The organism is Paenibacillus sp. FSL L8-0333, assembly GCF_037965665.1.
Lineage (GTDB): Bacteria > Bacillota > Bacilli > Paenibacillales > Paenibacillaceae > Paenibacillus_AQ > Paenibacillus_AQ odorifer.
Map to the genome: position 1 here is coordinate 1722946 of NZ_CP150186.1, position 17975 is coordinate 1740920.

Genomic DNA, 17975 nt, shown 5'->3' on the forward strand with positions numbered 1-17975 from the left:
GGATGAAGCACGTAACAGTTCCGGGAACTGCAGAACAACAGCCAAAACCGCAGACCTATCGAAATATCCGGGTAAGAAGATGGAAACGTTTTAAACGTGATAAATGGTTATATATTCTGCTGCTCCCTGGAGTCCTTTATTTTCTTGTTTTCAAATATGTTCCGATGTGGGGCGTGCTGTTGGCTTTTAAGAATTACCAGCCGTTTCTTGGTTTTCAGAAAAGTGAATGGGTAGGTTTTGAGCATTTTCGTGTTTTTTTCCAGAATCCCGATTTCTTTATGCTGCTGCGCAATACGTTATTGTTATCTTTTTATAATTTGATTTTCTTTTTTCCGGCGCCGATTATTCTGGCACTGCTTCTAAACGAAATACGGCTTTCCTTCTATAAAAAGACGATACAAACGATGATTTATGTTCCGCACTTTATATCCATGGTCATTGTGGCCAGTATGAGCTATGTATTTCTAACTACGGAAGGCGGGACTGTAAATGAGTTTTTGTATACGTTTACAGGCAGGAAAATAGACTTTCTAGCTAATCCCGACTGGTTCCGTCCATTGATTATTCTCCAGACGATCTGGAAGGAGTGCGGTTGGGGGACAATTATATTCCTGGCAGCGCTGGCCGGTGTAGATGTGGAGCAATATGAGGCTGCGGTAGTAGACGGTGCGAACAGGTGGCGGCAGATTTGGCATATTACGTTGCCTGCTATTCGCAGTACAATCGTTATTTTACTTATTCTTCGGATGGGAACGATTTTGGATAACGGTTTTGAACAAATTTATTTAATGATGAATGCTCTTAATCGTGAAGTAGGTGAGGTGTTCGATACCTATGTATACGCACTGGGAATCACCCAGGGAGCTTTTAGCTACAGTACAGCTGTTGGATTATTCAAATCAATAATCGGTGTGACGCTTGTGCTCGGGACGAATTGGATCGCCAAAAAATTTGGTGAATCCGGACTTTATTGAGAAGGGAGTAGCTTGCTGTGGCCAAACAATACAAGAGTACGGGTGGAACTGCATTTGATGTATTCAATTATATATTTTTAGGGATTATCGGAATCGTAGCGATTCTCCCTTTCCTCTTTGTGGTTTCGGGCTCCTTCGCTACAGATGCGGAAATTACTAAACGTGCCGTATTCCTGATCCCGACCACGATTTCATTTGACGCCTACCGATTTATCTTTTCAACAGATACGATTATGCGCAGTATAGGGGTTTCTATTTATGTTACGGTAATCGGAACTGTCGTTAATTTATTCTTCACGGTAACAATGGCTTATCCGATGGCAAAACGATATCTGATGGGCCGTAATTTGGTACTCAACCTTGTTATTTTTACGATGCTGTTCGGTGGAGGAATGATTCCAACCTATCTCGTCATTCGGGAACTGCATCTGCTGGATACGCTCAATTCTCTTATTTTACCGGGAGCAATTAGCGCCTTTAACCTGATTATTGTCAAAAACTTTTTTCAGGAGCTGCCTATAGAAATGGAAGAAGCGGCGCGTATTGATGGTTGTTCTGAGCTGGGCTTGTTGTGGAAGATAGTCCTTCCTTTATCCAAACCGGTTCTTGCTACATTTACGTTGTTCTATGCTGTGGGACATTGGAACAATTTCTTCTCGGCACTGCTCTACATTACGGATCCGACAAAATGGCCTTTGCAGGTGATGCTGCGACAGATCGTAATGTTGTCCCAATCTGCGGCTGGCGATATGAGTTCTATGGATCCGAGCTTTGTGCAGCCACCGGAGCAGTCGATTAAAATGGCGGTCATTGTAGTAGGTACTCTACCAATTTTATGTGTGTACCCATTTCTGCAAAAACATTTCGCTAAAGGGGTGATGCTGGGTTCTGTTAAAGGATAGCAAACTTAACTTATTCCAATTTGGAGGTATAATAATGGAAGCTAATCGTTCGGTAAAAAAGAAGCGCTGGTTGTTACTTTTACTTGTGGCTATGATGGTTACCACTGTTGTTGCAGGTTGCTCAGGTAATGAATCTGCAGGTTCTAACAGCAAAAGTGAGGGGAGTAGTAATACTGGAGAAGAGAAAAGCGAGTCCCCGCTGGATCTGACCCTCATGCTGCCGATATTCAAAACAAATTATCCGAAGGATGGCAGTCCGGTTGCTGCTGAACTGGAGAAACAGACCCACACAAAAATCCACTTTGAGTGGGTCCCGAACGCATCTTATGCAGATAAATTTAATATTACGCTAGCTTCTGGGAAACTGCCGACTATTATCTACGTGGGGGATGTTAAGGCTTCTAGTTTTGTGAACGCTGCCAAATCGGGCGCATTCTGGGAAGTAGGGCCTTATCTTAAGGATTATCCGAATTTAAGCCAAGCGAACCCGGTTATTCTGAAAAACTCGGCTATTGATGGGAAGAATTACGGAATCTATCGGGGGCGTGTACTCGGCCGTAACGGTATGGTTTTCCGTAAGGATTGGCTGGAGAAGGTGGGGCTGCAAACACCGCAGACGGTAGATGATTTCTACAATATGCTGAAAGCGTTCAAGGAAAAAGATCCAGACGGCAATGGTAAAGAGGATACTTATGGCATGGTGCTGGTCAAATGGAGCGGCCAGTGGGCCAGCGGTTTTGATACCATTAAGTTATGGTTTGGAACACCGAATAAATGGGGCGTGCAAGATGGCAAGCTACTGCCTGAGCATGAATATCCAGAATATTTGGAAGCGCTTAAGTTCATGAAGAAGCTGTATGATGAGAAATTGATCAACTCCGACTTCGCTGTGATGGACAGTGCCAAATGGACAGATCCGATCGTGAACAATAAGGCAGGAGTAATCGTCGATGTGGTCGATACAGGCGCCCGGGTGGATGATAAAATTCACGCTGCGCTAGAAAAAGAAGGCAAAGACGAACCGGATAAACATTATGTAGATGTAAGCGGGGGCGTAACAGGTACGGATGGCAAGCTACATACATTGCCGACCTCTGGTTTCTCGGGCATGCTGGCTATTCCAAAATCATCTGTGAAGAGCGAAGCAGAACTGAAACGGGTACTGGCTTTTCTAGATCAAATCAATAATCCGGAATTACAAACGATGTTAGGTTTTGGTCTGGAAGGTACTCACTACACTATGGTGGATGGTTTTATTGAACGCTCCAAAGACACTGTCCTTCTGGAGTCAGAAGTGGAAGGGTTAAACCAAATTCTGGCCTTTATACCTGAGGACAAATCCAAGACTGTAGCTCAGACACCGCTGCGGCTTAAACAAATCGAAGTTCAGAAAGCAAATGAAGCTTCGATCGTGGTTAATCCGGCAGAGGCCTTTATTTCCACAGTATATTCCCAAAAGGGTGCTCAACTCGACAATGTAATTAATGATGCACGCATAAAATATATTGTAGGACAAATTGATGAAGCTGAATTGAAATCAGCATTTGATGTATGGAGAAAAACAGGTGGAGATGATTTAGTTAAGGAAATGAACGAGTTATACGCTAAGGCTGACCGCTAGATCCTTCCTAGTGCTTTTATCCGGCTGGAAAGGATCTGAGGAGCAAAACGAATGTGGTTCGATTGCACTTCAAATTTATCTGATTCGGCTGGTGAGAGCATAGTGATGAGAAATGTGGCGAAATGGAAGCGTTATACAAAAGGCTGGTCAGGCTGTAAGGGCCGATATTATCGTAAAAATCTGATCATTATGCTGGTGGTGTCATCCATTCCGGGGTTTATTATTGGTGCGCTTGTCTACTGGATGGCAGGGGGACGCCTGGAGAGCGAGCTGCTGCAGATGCATAACAGGCAGATTGAACAGCGGGCGGCTAATATTGATGATCAACTGTCCAATCTGGAGCTGATGCTGGCACATTGGGCCTTTGATCCCAAGTTTGATTACAGCTTGAATGGCCTTGATTTTATTCAGGATCATGAGCGGGCTTGGGATATTACGAAGACACTCGTAGTGATGCAGGGCTCGAACACGATGACGAGTAACGTTGAACTCTATCTATCAGGAGATCATCCATTACTATTTAATCCCGAATATGGCACGATTGACTCCAGCGCGGTATCGGGTCAATATGACAAATTGATTGATACTGAACAAAGCACCTATTGGACGCAGTGGGCATTCGATCCCAATAAACCAAATGTCAAAGAATTAACGCTTGTCCATCATATTCCGGGCGGAAGCTTGAAGCCCTTCGGGGCTCTTTTGCTCCGCATGGATACGGAGAAAGTAGCTGCGATGCTACGAACTATGACACCTTATAATAGCGGCGAGACATTTTTGCTGCAGACGACGGGGGATTTGTACGTATCTGCTGGAGACAGTGCCGAGGATTCTCCCTTACTTACCGCATTGCATAATGAGATTGTGAAACGGAGCGCGAACCATGAGTCAAATCTTGAGTCCTCTTTTCTCTTCGACTGGGGTAAGGCTACATATGCAGTGACTTATGGTGAGTTTTCCCGACTCTCCGCAGATTGGCTCTATGTGTCCGCTTCACCGATAACCAGCATAACTTCACCTGTCGTCTTCATTTCGAGACTGATATTTTTAGTTAGCTTTAGTGCTTTGCTGCTGGCGGCGATTCTGTCTTGGTTTGCTTCCCGTAAAATCTATTCACCGATAGGACGGTTGCTGCAGACTTTGTTGCCTGACCAAGCGGCGGCTGCGAGTAGGGAGGATGAGTTCATTCTGATTGAACGGCATTGGCAGAACTTGCACGGGGAGAGCCATGCCCTGAAGTACACTCTTTCCGAGCAGCTTCCACATGTGAAGGAAAGCTTCCTGCATCAGCTGTTTCAGGGGTATTTATATTCTTATTCTGAGCAGGATCTGCAAAGCCGGATGCGGCGTTTTAAGTGGGAAGTAGAGGATTGTCATTATATTATTCTTTATATTCAGCTTACAGGCATCTCCAGCCAGGAGGGGAAGTTCCGCAACGGTGATGAAAGTCTTGTATCATTCGCCGCCGTCAATATTATCGGAGAATTGTCTGCCGAGCACTTTAAGCAGGCTGATATTATCAATTTCCATGATCTCACGGCAGGATTACTTCTTATCGAACCCGTTGCGAATCCATCGCTGGAAGCGGTGCAAGCCTTTAGCGAAGAACTGACAGGAACGATTAATCGCATGTTAAAAATGAGGGTAACAGTGGCGTTTAGTGCACCGGTTGGAAGGATATCCGGTATTCCGCTAGCGTTCGAGGCTGCGAAGCAAGCCGCTAGTTATCGCCAGTTTGGTGGTGAGAACCAGATTATTAATATGGAGCTACTGGATCGTGAGGGGCAAAGTACGCCAGAACCGCAATATTCGTTCACTTTGGAGCGCGGAATGATTCAGGCCCTGCGCACAGGAGAAGCGGAAGAGGCTTACCGGCTGTTGGAGGAATTTCTGGAGGCACTGTGTGCCAATGGGGCAAAAGTGATTGATGTGCAGCAGGGCATGCTTCATTTGTTAGGCAGTATTCAGCACGCCATTATGGTCTCAGGCATTCATCCAAACCAACTGTTCAAAGGGGCTAATCTGTACGCGGCACTGTCGCAAATTCATGAGCCGAAGCTTATCCTTGCCTGGTTTCAGGAAAAGGTAGTCGCACCGTATCTGACGGAGCTGAGCGAGCGTTCTGATGCCGGAATCAAACGGACGATTGAGCATGCCATGATGTATATCAATGAGCATTATATGGATAATATTTCGCTGGATGGATGTGCGGATTATACAGGGATCAGCCCATTTTTACTGAGTAAATCATTCAAACGGGTCACCGGGAAAAATTTCATTGATTATCTGACCGAATTGCGGCTTGATAAAGCCAAGGAGTTGCTGCGTGATACCTCGCTGCGAATTAACGATGTAGCTGAACAGGTGGGTTATCAGCATAGCTATTTTAACCGGATTTTTAAGAAACAAGAGGGAATAACTCCAAGCCGCTATAGAGAGCTAAGCCATAATAATGAAGCTCTTTAAAAGTAAGAGGACGTGCGGCGAAGAAGGTATAAAGGAGATGGTTGTTGTGCCTACGGCTCTGCCGATTAGCCTGCATTGGCTAAAAAAGCCCGCTATTGATGTGGGTGTTACCTGGGGGGTTCCTTGGAAAAAAGGAGCGCTCGACAGGGAATCGTTAAAGAATCTCTGCTTAAGTATGCCGAAGAACGAAAAGCTTGTGCCGCTGCAAAGCTGGCCGGCAGCTTTTTGGCCTGACGGGAGCATCAAATGGTCCACGCACTCGGCAGTAAACAAAAATTCGGATATTCAGCAGGATTCCTTAGCGACAATGACAATAAATCAAGCGGCTCCAGCTACGGAAATGACTGAGCGACTAACTGTGCAGGAAACAGAGGAAGCTTTCATTATAGATACAGGTGTTATTATTTGCACGGTTAACAAGCAGGGGAAGGGTCTTATCCGCAGTATTGTGCGCAGAAATCCGGCGGACACGGAAGGAACCGAAGTATGCAGTAATGGAGAGCTTGTATGTATACGTGAACAGAGAGATGAGGGTGCTGGCACCCTGAGCATACGTGAGGAGCGATTCACAGGACGAACGTTAAGTGCCATCCTTGAACAGGACGGACCTGTTCGCGCAGTGGTGAAGCTAGAGGGACTTCACCAAGCTTCACACAATGCTCGTGAGTGGCTTCCCTATACGTTACGTTTATATTTTTATGCTGGGCTGGAGTCTATTCGATTAGTTCATACGTTTCATTATGACGGTAATCCACAGCAGGATTTTATTAAAGGATTAGGAATAGAATTCACAGTGCCGCTGCGTGGACCGCTTTACAACCGCCATGTTCGTTTTGCCGGAGATAGCGGCTTGTTTAGCGAGTCTCCTAAGACGTTGCATACACGGCGAACCAAAGGTAAGTACCGTGATTTATTCGTCGATCAGGTAGCAGGATGTACTGTGAAATTTGATCCAGAAGAGGATGCCTATTTCCTTAGTTTATTGGATGACTCCGCGACTTGGGGCAGCTTTCGGCTGGTTCAAGATTCTTCCGAGCATTATGGGATCTGGAAGCGGACAGAGGATGGGTGCGCTTGGATCAAGGCAGCAGAAGGCCGCCGGGCAGGTGGGCTTGGTTATGTTGGAGCAGAGGGTGGAGGGCTAGCCGTCGGGATGAAGAATTTCTGGCGTAAGCATCCGGCAGGAATGGAGATTGGTTCCACTGCCACAGATGCGGCAGCTCTTACTGTCTGGTTCTGGTCACCTGATGCGGCAGCTATGGACTTGCGGCATTATGATACAAAAACACATGTGGAATCCTCGTATGAAGGTGCAGAAGAATTACGGGCCACTCCATTTGGTATCGCTAATACTAGCGAGCTAACATTCTGGTGTACGGCGCAGACTCCCGGGCCTGAATTGTTGCAGCGGATGCAGGCAGAAGCTGAAGAACCTTCATTGCTGGTTTGTGAACCAACTTATTATCATGAAGCGGGTGCTTTTGGTTTCTGGAGTTTGCCTGATCGGAGCACGCCAGCCAAGGTGTATCTGGAAGAGCGGCTGGACGGGATCATCTCCTTTTACAAGGAAGAGATCGAGCAGCGCAAATGGTACGGTTTTTGGGACTACGGAGATTTCATGCACAGCTACGATCCGGTCAGACATGTATGGAACTATGATCTCGGTGGCTGTGCCTGGCAGAATTCCGAGCTGGTGCCAAATATGTGGTTGTGGGTAACGTTTCTCCGGTCCGGGAGAGCGGATGTGTTCCGAATGGCCGAAGCTATGACCAGGCATACGAGTGAGGTAGATGTATATCATTTTGGCGAATACGCCGGACTAGGCTCGCGGCATAATGTCATCCACTGGGGCTGCGGCTGCAAAGAGGCTCGTATCGCTATGGCGGGTCTGCATCGCTACTATTATTATCTGACCGGAGACGAGCGGGTCGGCGATATTATGGACAGTGTAAAGGATGCTGATTATTCAACAGTTACTCTGGACCCGATGCGGGCGTATTTTCCGAAGGATGAATTCCCCACTCATGTTAGGGTGGGTCCGGACTGGGCGGCCTTTAGCTCTAATTGGATGACCCGCTGGGAGCGGTTCGAGGATACCGCTTATCGTGACAAGATTATAACAGGCATGAATTGCATCAAAAGGGCAAATTTACGGCTTTTATCTGGTCCCACATATGGGTATGATCCGGCAACTGGCCTATTGTCGGGAATGGGCGACGATAACTGGGGGCGTCATCTAGCGATTAGTATGGGAGGTCCGCAGGTGTGGTTCGAGCTGGCGGCAATGCTGGAGGACTCGGACTGGGATGATATGCTGGCTGAGTTCGGCGTATTTTATAATTTGCCACAAGAAGAGAAGGACGCATTTACAGGAGGGTTGATTTCAGGAAAACTCCGTTTTGAGCATCCTGTGCTCAGCGTAGCCATTGCTGCATATGGAGCATATTACCGCAAGGATCCGGCGACGGCAGAGCGGTGTTGGACGATTTTGCTGGAGAATCCATTTGGTTGTGTGAATCTACAGGAGGAAGCTGATCGGGTCACTTATATGACTGAGTTAAATGAGATCGATTGGATGAATACAAATGAAGCCTCGCAGTGGTCTTTAAATACGATCATTGCCTTGGAATTAATCGGTAGTGCTATACCGGAACTCGCGAATTGAAGGCTTCATTGTGGGGAGGAATGATTTATGGCTAGGCCGATGCAGGACACGGGTATAGGTGGTTTGATCCCTGAAGCATGGAAACCAATCTACCATAATCCCCTCGCTTCAACTAGTGATATCGCTGGATTCCAGATGGAGGGAGAGGGAACGGTTTCCTTCCCTTTGCAACGAATGAGATTAGAGAGCACTATCCATGCCGAGGCCGGACAACAAGCAAATGTCGTTCTCTGGTGTCCAGAGGAGTTCCCGGCAGACCTCGCCGTATCGTGGAATTTCCGCCCATTGTGTGAGCCGGGGTTGGCGATTTTGTTTATAGCGGCCAAAGGAGAGGGTGGGAAGGATTTATTTGATTCCACGCTTGCTCGCCGTACGGGTGAATATGATCAATACCATCACGGGCAGATAGACACGTATCATATCTCGTATTTTCGCAGGCGTTGGGTGGAAGAACGTGAATTTCACACCTGTAATTTGCGCAAAAGCTATGGTTTTCATCTGGTTGCGCAGGCAGCCGATCCGCTTCCGGACGTCAGCGACATGACTGAGCCCTACCGGATGTTAGTGGTGAAACGTGGCCCTATGCTGTCTTTTGCAATCAATGAACTGCCGATTTTTACATGGATAGATGATGGTGAAACCTATGGGCCGCTACTGACAGGCGGGAAAATTGGGTTCCGACAGATGGCACCCCTGATTGCTGATTACTCGAATCTGACGGTTTTTGGACAGTAATGCGAAGGAGGCTTCAGATTGATGTCTATTATTTATTATTGTTACCCTGAGGGCAGACATAAGGCGCTTACAATGAGCTATGATGACGGCAGACGGGCTGACGAAAGATTGGTAGGACTATTTAACCGCCATGGGATTAGAGGAACATTTCATCTCAATTCTGGCCTGCTGGGTGAAGGTGATCGTATTACGGCAGATGAAATAACTGAGCTGTACCAGGGACATGAAGTATCTGTCCATACGCAACATCATCCGACGCTGGCCCGTTGTCCGCAGGAGCAAATCATCCATGAGATTATGGAGGATCGAAAATATTTTGAGACGCTGCTCCAGGTGCCGATACGGGGAATGTCTTATCCTAACGGTTCCTTTAACAAGGAGATAAAGAAGCTTTTGCCTCATTTAGGCATGGAATATGCCCGTGTGGTACAGACCACTGGCGGCGGCTTTGGGCTGCCGGAGGATTGGCTGGAATGGCGGGGGACTTGCCATCATAATGATCATTTGCTGGAGCATGCGGAGCAGTTCGTGAAGCTGCATAAACGGCAGTATTTATATCTGATGTATGTGTGGGGCCATAGTTATGAATTTGATAACGATAATAACTGGGAGCTGATGGAAAGCTTCTGTGAAGCAGTGGGAGGACTGGAGGAAATCTGGTACGCCACAAATATTGAACTCGTTCATTATATGAAGGCTTGTGAAGCCCTTATTTTCTCCGCTGCTAGGGATTTTGTATATAATCCGGGAGCGGTATCTGTCTGGCTGGAAATCGACGGTGTGATTATAGAAGTAGCAGGCGGACAAACCGTCCGTTTCCCTGAGATCTAATCGAAGAGAGAAGACAGGAGGATTCTAATGAGAACGAAGGACACACAATCAGTCTATCAGCTGGCAAAAGTAGATATTTCCGCTGCTGGTCCACGCTGTAAAATGCTTATTGGCGATCTGAATGGGGATGGACGTGCAGAAATGCTGCTGGTCCAGCCGGATAATCGCCAGGATGTTCGTTATATTCCCCATCAGGTGCAATGCCTGACCGCTTTTGATATGGATGGCAAGCTGCTGTGGCAGGTGGGCACACCCGATCCTGACGCTGGCAGCCAAGGCTCGGACTATCCAGCGCAAGTTTATGATATAGATGGTGATGGGTCGCTGGAAGTATTATGTGTAATGGATGGACGTTTTCATATTTTTGAAGGTTCAACAGGAACGGTTAAGTCCATATACGACTTACCTGCTGAACATGCACATGATTGTATTATCATTGCCAATCTAACAGGGCAAAAACATGCTTCCGACATCATTCTGAAGGACCGTTATCATCAACTGTGGGCCTTGGATAAGAATTTCAATTTATTATGGACGCATACAGGCAATGTAGGACATTATCCGTGGGTTCACGATCTTCATGGAAATGGACAGGATCAAGTGATGGCAGGTTATGATCTGCTTGATTCTAAAGGTAATTTATTATGGAGCTGCCACGATCTGGATGACCACGCGGACTGTATTTGGGTTGGCGATGTGAATGGAGATGGTTATCCTGAACTGGTTGTCGGCGGAAGCGTAACGGTGATGTATGACCGGGACGGGCAAGAGCTTTGGCGTTATGACGGTTCTATAGAGTCACAGCATCTGGCGTTAGGCCGATTCCGGCCCGAACTGCCTGGTCTTCAGGTTGCCGGGCTGGACCGAATGATCCGCGAAGATGACGGCAAAGGGCTAAAAGGTAAGGATGCGTTGTTCCTTTTAGACTGTAATGGCAAGGAACTGTGGAAAGAAGAGCGCACAACCGATGGTTGGCTGACTATCGTTGAAGCCGTTAGCAACTGGCAAGTGGGTTCTCCGGATTATATTCTCGCGTACCGCCGGGGAGGCGGGGTATATCCTGCTTTGTACGATGGACATATGCGGGTTGTAGCTGAATTCAAGGAGGAAGGTTATGCCGTTCATGGCGATCTTCTGGGATGTGGCAGGGAACAGGTTGTAATTTATAATGATGAGTCAGCATCGGTATATTCAAGCGAGTGGATAGATATTAGTACATGTGCCTCTGAGAAATCGTTACCTCAGCCTAAAAGATTGTACAGCTCGACGCTGTATCCGGGTGGAGAAATAACGGTGTGAAGGAGGATACGTTTAGTGAGTACTTATATTCCAGAATACTTTCCTGATCCTGATTGTATTGCCAAATATAATGGGGGCGAAATCGAAAATGTACTGGCCGCTGTGGCCAGCCGTTTTATCGGTGCCTATCCCCCGCAGCCTCCGGTTTACCGGGTACATTCGCAGAGTGGTTTCAAACGGCTCCGCGACTGCCGTTATGATATGAATCTGGAAGAACGACTGCCGGAGCTAGAGGCAGGACAATTCGTATATGTGTGGGGAAAGCTGTGGAGCGACAATGAGGTAGAAGCCCCTTTCTCAGTTAGTTGCTACAGTCCAGTTAAGGTTTACATAAATGGACGGCTGGTGTTTAGCTCCAATCTAAATGATGATGTGTTTCCGGACCGGAGGACGTTTTTTCGGGCGGGCATGGATAAAGGCTGGAACCATCTTGTGCTGGAGTATGTAGCAACAGGTACAGGTTGCGGAGGGGTTTTTGGAACGGGCAGCGTCAAAGGTGCACCGGTACACTTTCTTACTCCAACGGCGCAGTTAAGCGGTTGTGAAGGTTGGATTTATAGTGGACCCCAACAGACGTCTTGGGCAGCTTGGCTGAAAGCTGAATTCACTGAAGAGCAAATGACAGCTCGCTGCGTTTGGTTTCCGACGCCGCAATGGTCGCCACAGGAACAGGCATCTGGCAACTGTTCACGTATATTTGGGGAATTACTAGGAGCCAAGGCGTTTGCTTGGTGTAAGCTGGAAGTTAAGAGCCTACAGAAAGATGACATACGCCTGCAAGGTAGCTATCGTGGAATGGCTGAAATCTCTATCTATGTGAATGGGGAACTTGTAGCTGAGCACCAGAACGTGAACGGCACGCTGGATATCCAACTGGAGCTTGGTTATGGACTACATGATCTCGTCGTGGAGTCCGTCTGCGGAGAGGGGAATTGGGGATTTGAACTGGACGTACGGTCTGGTGGTGTTCAGAGTAGTCTCGTGCAACCTTATTCAGTTGAAGGATTAACTGATCCTTGGCTGTACCTTGGACTATTCACCTCGGGGACAGCGCCGAAAGTCTTAGAACTGACCTCTATGGATACTTTATTTGGGGAAGCGGATGAAGTAACCTTTTGGCGGGTGGACCAACCGAATAGCTGGGTTAGGCCTTATTTGGAGAGTGTTATGTTTGGGCGCTGGAATTACCCTCTAGGCGTAACCCTGTACGGATTGCTGAGAACAGGAGTAGAGCTTAAGGCCCCCCATTATGCCGAATATGCACAACACCATATTGAGCAATGTACAGGGCTGCATGAATATGCCTTATGGGACCTTGGACGTTATGGCGCTCCGGGCATCAATCATCAGCTGGCGCTGATGGATTCGCTGGACGACTGCGGATCCTTCGGGGCAACGATGCTGGAAGCAAATAAGCTTCGTCCACTACAGGGCGCACCGGAAGCTGCTGCTGAAATTGCCAATTACATTACTAAAGTGCAGAGCAGGCTGCCTGACGGAGCTCTGTATCGGACCAGTGGCACAGTTGATTTCATGCAGCAGACGATGTGGTGTGATGATCTGTATATGAGCACGCCTTTTCTAAGCAAATATTATAAATTGACCGGAAATGCGGCTTATCTTGATGATGCGGCGGCGCAGTTTTTACATTACAAGGAGCGGCTGTTCCAGCCGGAGCTTGGCATTATGCATCATGTATATGATTATAAGTTTAATAAACCCAATGGCGTGCCTTGGGGCAGAGGTAATGGTTGGGTGATTTTCTCACTGACTGAGCTGCTTGAAGTTATGCCTGAGCAACATCCGTTGCGATCTGATTTGCTTGATTATTTCCGCGAGCTTAGTAAAGGCTATCTTAAGCTGCAAGATGAGCGGGGCCTATGGCATCAAGTGTTAACAGATCCTGAGTCCTACGCAGAGGCTTCTTGTACCTCTATGTTTATTTATGCTTTTGCTAGAGGCGTCCGCTGCGGTTGGCTGCTGGAACCAGAGTCATACGTAACCTCTGCACTCCACGGCTGGAGCGGCTTAACCCGTCATTGTATTGACAAACAAGGCAATGTTTACGGTGTCTGCCGCGGTTCGGGTTATTCGTTTAACAAACTGTATTATAAAGATGAATTGACCTGGCAATTAAACGATACACATGGGATTGGCATCGTGCTGCTGGCCGGAATTGAGGTTCACAGGCTTGTACGAGATTTGGAAATGAAATCACATAACGAAGCAAAATGAATGGCATGATGAGGAATGAGACGACCGTATTAATCACAAAATGACAGCGGAGCAGCGATACTCCATTAGTGGGGATCGCTGCTCTTTGTTGTGAGTTACTGTGCTGCTTAACCCCCCCCCCCCCCCCCGGCCCCCCTTGAAACCGCCGATTACTCCTGCTAGACAAAGTTATGCGGACTCAGATGACGTTATTTGCAGATTAATCGCCTTTTGAGACCATTTCCGGACTCCAGTGACGTTATTCCCTCGAAAACGCTCAATATAGGTAACTTTTTATGCCAATAGCGACTATGGGGGCCGATAAAATCCCAAAATAGCGATTATGCTGCGAATAAGGTCCACTGGGTCCGATAGCCTCATGAACTTTGTTCGCGCGAAAAGATAATCTAGTGACGGGGTATTGTTGTTGCTCAGATGCCCCCGATGCTCCTGATGCCCCCGTATGCCCATGGCAGTTCACATAAGGTACTTTTGATCGACGGAGCGGCTACATAGAGAATCGGTTGTGATTTCTAACTGTGGATCAGCGGTTTTGCTTGCGATATTGCAAAGGCGAACATTTAACGATTTGCTTAAACACACGCCCGAAGTGGGCGATGCTGTCAAAGCCGGTATCCTCGGCGATGTTCGTAACTTTAGCGTTGGTGCTCTGCAAGAGACGTTGGGCTTCCTTGATCCGAATGTAGTTTAGATATTCTACGATAGTGAAGCCAGTCGTTTGCTTGAACACACGGCAGAGATAGGTGCTGCTGATGAAAAAAGTCTCAGATAGCCGCTCCAATGTAAGCTTTTCAGCATAATGTGCTTGTAAAAAATCGATAATTTCGTAGACTTTTAGCTGCTTCTCACTGCTCTCAGAGGCAATGGGCTCACGGCTTATTTCCTGTATTCTGTTCATTTCAATAAATAGTTGGATGAGTAGCGTCTGAAGATAGGGGATTTGCTGTGTCCGTGGTTCTGTTTGTTCTTTTAGCATGCTGAAAAGTAGATATTCAATGGCCCCCTGTTCATGTACTCCGGGCCGCAAAAGCAAGCTTTGTGTAGCCATAAATGGAAAATGCAGCTCGAAGTGCGCCAATGTCTTTTGCAGAAAGCTTTCCTCAAAGTTAATTAAGATCCGTTCATGGCTTGCAGAGCCTTTAGAGGTGGTACGATGGAGCTCGTTCTTGTTAATAAAAATCAGATCACCTTTACGCAAGGTGTAGATCAGATTGTTAATGTAATAACTGCGTTCCCCGGCGAGTAAATAATAAATTTCATAAGTATCGTGATAATGGTCGGAATCCATGCTGAATGGACCGGCTCTTTTTATTTGCTCAATCATAAAAGGAGGCTGAGGCTCCTGTTCCATGCTAAATCTGCTCCTTTCAGATAATGAAGATAATATATGCAAAGTTTTTATTGTTTCTGCTAAGAATCGCTTAGATTCAGATGTATTTTATACTATACACTATAAGAAAAAAACGCTTTTAAATCAATAAGTGATGGAGTGATCCTGATGTCCAACAAGAAATATGCTTTCGTAGGAACCGGCGGCCGAGCGGAGTTTTTTTATGGTGAGATCACTACGAATTATCGTGAAACCTCTGAAATTGTAGCCTTTTGTGATGTGAATGGAGCAAGAATGGATTATGCGAACCGTTTGCTGGAGGAAAAATATAAATATCAAGCGGTTCCTACCTATAAAGCTCATGAGTTTGACCGTATGATTGAGGAAACCCAACCTGACACGGTAATTGTCACGAGTATTGACCGCACGCATCATCGTTACATTATCCGGGCGATGGAGCTTGGCTGCGATGTTATTTCGGAGAAACCGATGACAGTGGATGAAGAGAAATGTCAGGAAATTCTTGAAGCGATTGAGCGGACTGGGAAAAAGCTGCGTGTGACCTTCAATTACCGCTATGCACCACACAACACCAAAATCCGTGAACTCATTATGGACGGCGCGATTGGAGAAGTGCTTTCCGTCAACTTCGAGTGGCTGCTGAATACGCAGCATGGGGCGGATTACTTCCGCAGATGGCACCGTGATAAACGGAACAGCGGAGGTCTCTTGGTTCATAAATCCACACATCATTTCGATTTGATGAATTTCTGGCTGGGTTCGCGCCCGGATACGATTTATGCGATGGGCGATCTAAGATTTTATGGCAGAGAAAACGCGGAGAAGCGCGGGGTGACTGAGTTTTATCAGCGTGCTCATGGAAGTAGCGCGGCAGAAAATGATCCGTTTGCCCTGCATCTTAAAGACAACGAGCAGTTAAAGCAGATGTATCTGGATACGGAGCATGAGGATGGTTACCTGCGTGACCAAAGTGTGTTCGGTGATAATATCAGCATTGAGGATACGATGGCGGTTATGGTCAAATACAAAAATAAGACGATTATGAATTATTCACTTAATGCTTATTTGCCTTGGGAGGGCTTCATTGTAGTATTTAATGGAACGAAGGGGCGGATGGAAGTAAAGGTCGTCGAACAGTCTTATGTAAATGCCGGAGGAAACAAGGAAGATGAAGGGGCGTTAAAAGACAAGCGGATCACGGTTTTCCCTCATTTCGCAGCACCTTATGAAGTGGAGATTGAAGAAGGAGTTGGGGGGCACGGGGGCGGAGATCCTGTGATGCTGCGTGATATTTTTGAATGTCCGCTAGAGGATCGCTTTAATCGTGCGGCTTCCCATGTGGACGGGGCGTTGTCTATTATGACCGGGATTGCGGCAAATCGTTCGATAGCTACTGGACTTCCAGTTAAGGTAGATCAGTTAATAAAATTGTAGTAGCCCGTTTATGAACAAGCGGCTTTGGGTTCGGAGGGTGCGTTTCTCCAGAATCCCGGAGGGCCCTCCGCGCTGTCCGCACGTTAAGTCAACTTCTACTTTTAGATTAAGCTAAAAAAAGTAAAATACAAGGCTGTCTCTTAGTCATCTACGATGACTAAGAGACAGCCTTGTTTATTTTAGCTAAAACAATTATTGTTTGACGACGTTAAAGCCATCTTTTTGCAATTGGGTCACGATACCATCGTCACCGAGCATATGCAGCGCACCAACGACGACAAGGTAAGTCGCTTTTTTATCACTATTCAAATATTCTTTTACATGCTTCACCATGTTGACGTTACGATCCGAAACCAGGCCCTTATAATACTCTGGCTCTTGCGCGACCGCTTTTGTCATCGCTACGAGCGACTGCTCATCACCTTGCATCCACATTTGGGATAGTGCATCCAGTGAAGCTGCTGCGGAAGTATTGTCCGTTTGATTGAGGCTGCCGAGTGTGTCGACAAGAAGCTTTTCTTGCAATCCATCTGAGAACTGGTCGAACATATTCAGCTGCAATTGTGTGTTTTCCAGCTCAATAATAGGTTTGTTCAGCTTGCCTGCTTTTTGTAAAAAATATAAATCAATGCCGGTATCCGCCGTATAACTTGTAACTTGCATCTGTAGACTTGAGACACCTTGGGTAACGACCCACGGTTTGAAGGAATCGAATGCATTTTCCGCCAGACCATTTGCTTTTAGCAGTTGAGTCACTTTGTTATAGGTATCTGCGGATACATGATCCTTGAGCTTGGTTCCATCTGTATAGGAGCCTTTTTCCAAAATAAACTTTTGGATCTCAGCTTGATCAATCTTAGAGATATCTACTTCGACACCTAAATATTGCGAGGCTTCAAAAGCAGCTTCAATCTCCGGACGCAGCGGGTACATTTTGTCGTTAGCCACATGGATAGAACCAAGCAGATAAACGGTGTTGCCTTTGTTCTCCACTTTCCATAAGAATCCGGTGCTTCCTGCAGCTTGAGTATTGGCCACAAAAGTGATGGTGCGCAGCGCTGGACTCCACTCCACTTTATAGCCGATCGTTTCTCCTATAAAGCGGACAGGAACATAGGTGACATTGTTGATGGTCTTAGGAGCCACCTCTAGTTTTTTCTTCTCCCCATTTACCGTTGCAGTTGTGCTGCCAATGGTCAGTGAGAGGGCCAGTCCATTTTTGGTCCCTGTTACGGTTTGGGTTTTTTTATTCCAATTAATATTTACATTAAGCTTCTCTAGCAGAGGACGCATAGGAACTAGGGTCGTTCCTTTTTCTACAACAGGGTTAGAATCGCCTAACTTTATTTCGGTTCCATCAATCCATACACCGACAGGCTTTTCAGCAGCATGCGCAGTGGTAAAGACAGACATAACCATGAAAATGGATAAAAATAATGCACCTAGCTTTTTCATTAATAGG

General features: G+C 46.7%; 12 protein-coding genes. 10 read left to right on the forward strand and 2 right to left on the reverse strand.

Annotated features, from left to right (window positions below):
* Positions 1-2: 2 nt before the first annotated feature.
* The 9 genes from NYE72_RS07565 to NYE72_RS07605 are packed head-to-tail and all read left to right on the forward strand — an operon-like array spanning position 3 to position 13728.
* Positions 3-974, forward strand: coding sequence for a sugar ABC transporter permease (locus NYE72_RS07565; RefSeq protein ID WP_036675672.1), 972 nt, complete (start codon positions 3-5; stop codon positions 972-974).
* 17 nt (positions 975-991) lie between these two features.
* A complete protein-coding gene (locus NYE72_RS07570) occupies positions 992-1876 on the forward strand; it encodes a carbohydrate ABC transporter permease (protein ID WP_036675671.1) in 885 nt (294 codons plus the stop codon).
* Positions 1877-1910: 34 nt separating this feature from the next.
* Positions 1911-3497: an extracellular solute-binding protein gene (locus NYE72_RS07575; RefSeq protein WP_339211656.1), complete on the forward strand. Its 1587-nt coding sequence runs from the start codon at positions 1911-1913 to the stop codon at positions 3495-3497.
* 51 nt (positions 3498-3548) lie between these two features.
* Positions 3549-5963: a helix-turn-helix domain-containing protein gene (locus NYE72_RS07580; protein WP_081389379.1), complete on the forward strand. Its 2415-nt coding sequence runs from the start codon at positions 3549-3551 to the stop codon at positions 5961-5963.
* Between the two features lie 37 nt (positions 5964-6000).
* Positions 6001-8628 carry a hypothetical protein gene (locus tag NYE72_RS07585; RefSeq protein WP_339211659.1) on the forward strand — a complete coding sequence of 876 codons (2628 nt, stop codon included), beginning with the start codon at positions 6001-6003 and terminating at the stop codon, positions 8626-8628.
* A gap of 27 nt (positions 8629-8655) precedes the next feature.
* Positions 8656-9363: a DUF1961 family protein gene (locus NYE72_RS07590; protein ID WP_339211661.1), complete on the forward strand. Its 708-nt coding sequence runs from the start codon at positions 8656-8658 to the stop codon at positions 9361-9363.
* 21 nt (positions 9364-9384) lie between these two features.
* The gene (locus NYE72_RS07595; protein WP_038569480.1) at positions 9385-10194 is read left to right on the forward strand and encodes a polysaccharide deacetylase family protein; all 810 of its coding nucleotides are present in this window, start codon (positions 9385-9387) and stop codon (positions 10192-10194) included.
* Positions 10195-10221: 27 nt separating this feature from the next.
* Complete coding sequence (locus NYE72_RS07600) at positions 10222-11493, forward strand: hypothetical protein (RefSeq protein ID WP_339211663.1); 1272 nt, start codon at positions 10222-10224, stop codon at positions 11491-11493.
* 15 nt (positions 11494-11508) lie between these two features.
* A complete protein-coding gene (locus tag NYE72_RS07605; protein WP_339211665.1) occupies positions 11509-13728 on the forward strand; it encodes a glycoside hydrolase family 88 protein in 2220 nt (739 codons plus the stop codon).
* Positions 13729-14251: 523 nt separating this feature from the next.
* Here NYE72_RS07605 and NYE72_RS07610 read toward each other — a convergent pair.
* Complete coding sequence (locus NYE72_RS07610; protein ID WP_339211666.1) at positions 14252-15079, reverse strand: AraC family transcriptional regulator; 828 nt, start codon at positions 15077-15079, stop codon at positions 14252-14254.
* A gap of 147 nt (positions 15080-15226) precedes the next feature.
* On the opposite strand from NYE72_RS07610, the gene NYE72_RS07615 reads away from it, so the two are divergent.
* Entirely contained in the window at positions 15227-16513 is a 1287-nt protein-coding gene (locus tag NYE72_RS07615) for a Gfo/Idh/MocA family oxidoreductase (RefSeq protein ID WP_339211667.1), read from the forward strand.
* Positions 16514-16705: 192 nt separating this feature from the next.
* Here the strand turns inward: NYE72_RS07615 and NYE72_RS07620 are convergent, their stop codons facing one another.
* Entirely contained in the window at positions 16706-17968 is a 1263-nt protein-coding gene (locus tag NYE72_RS07620; protein ID WP_076104902.1) for a TraB/GumN family protein, read from the reverse strand.
* Between the last annotated feature and the right edge of the window lie 7 nt (positions 17969-17975).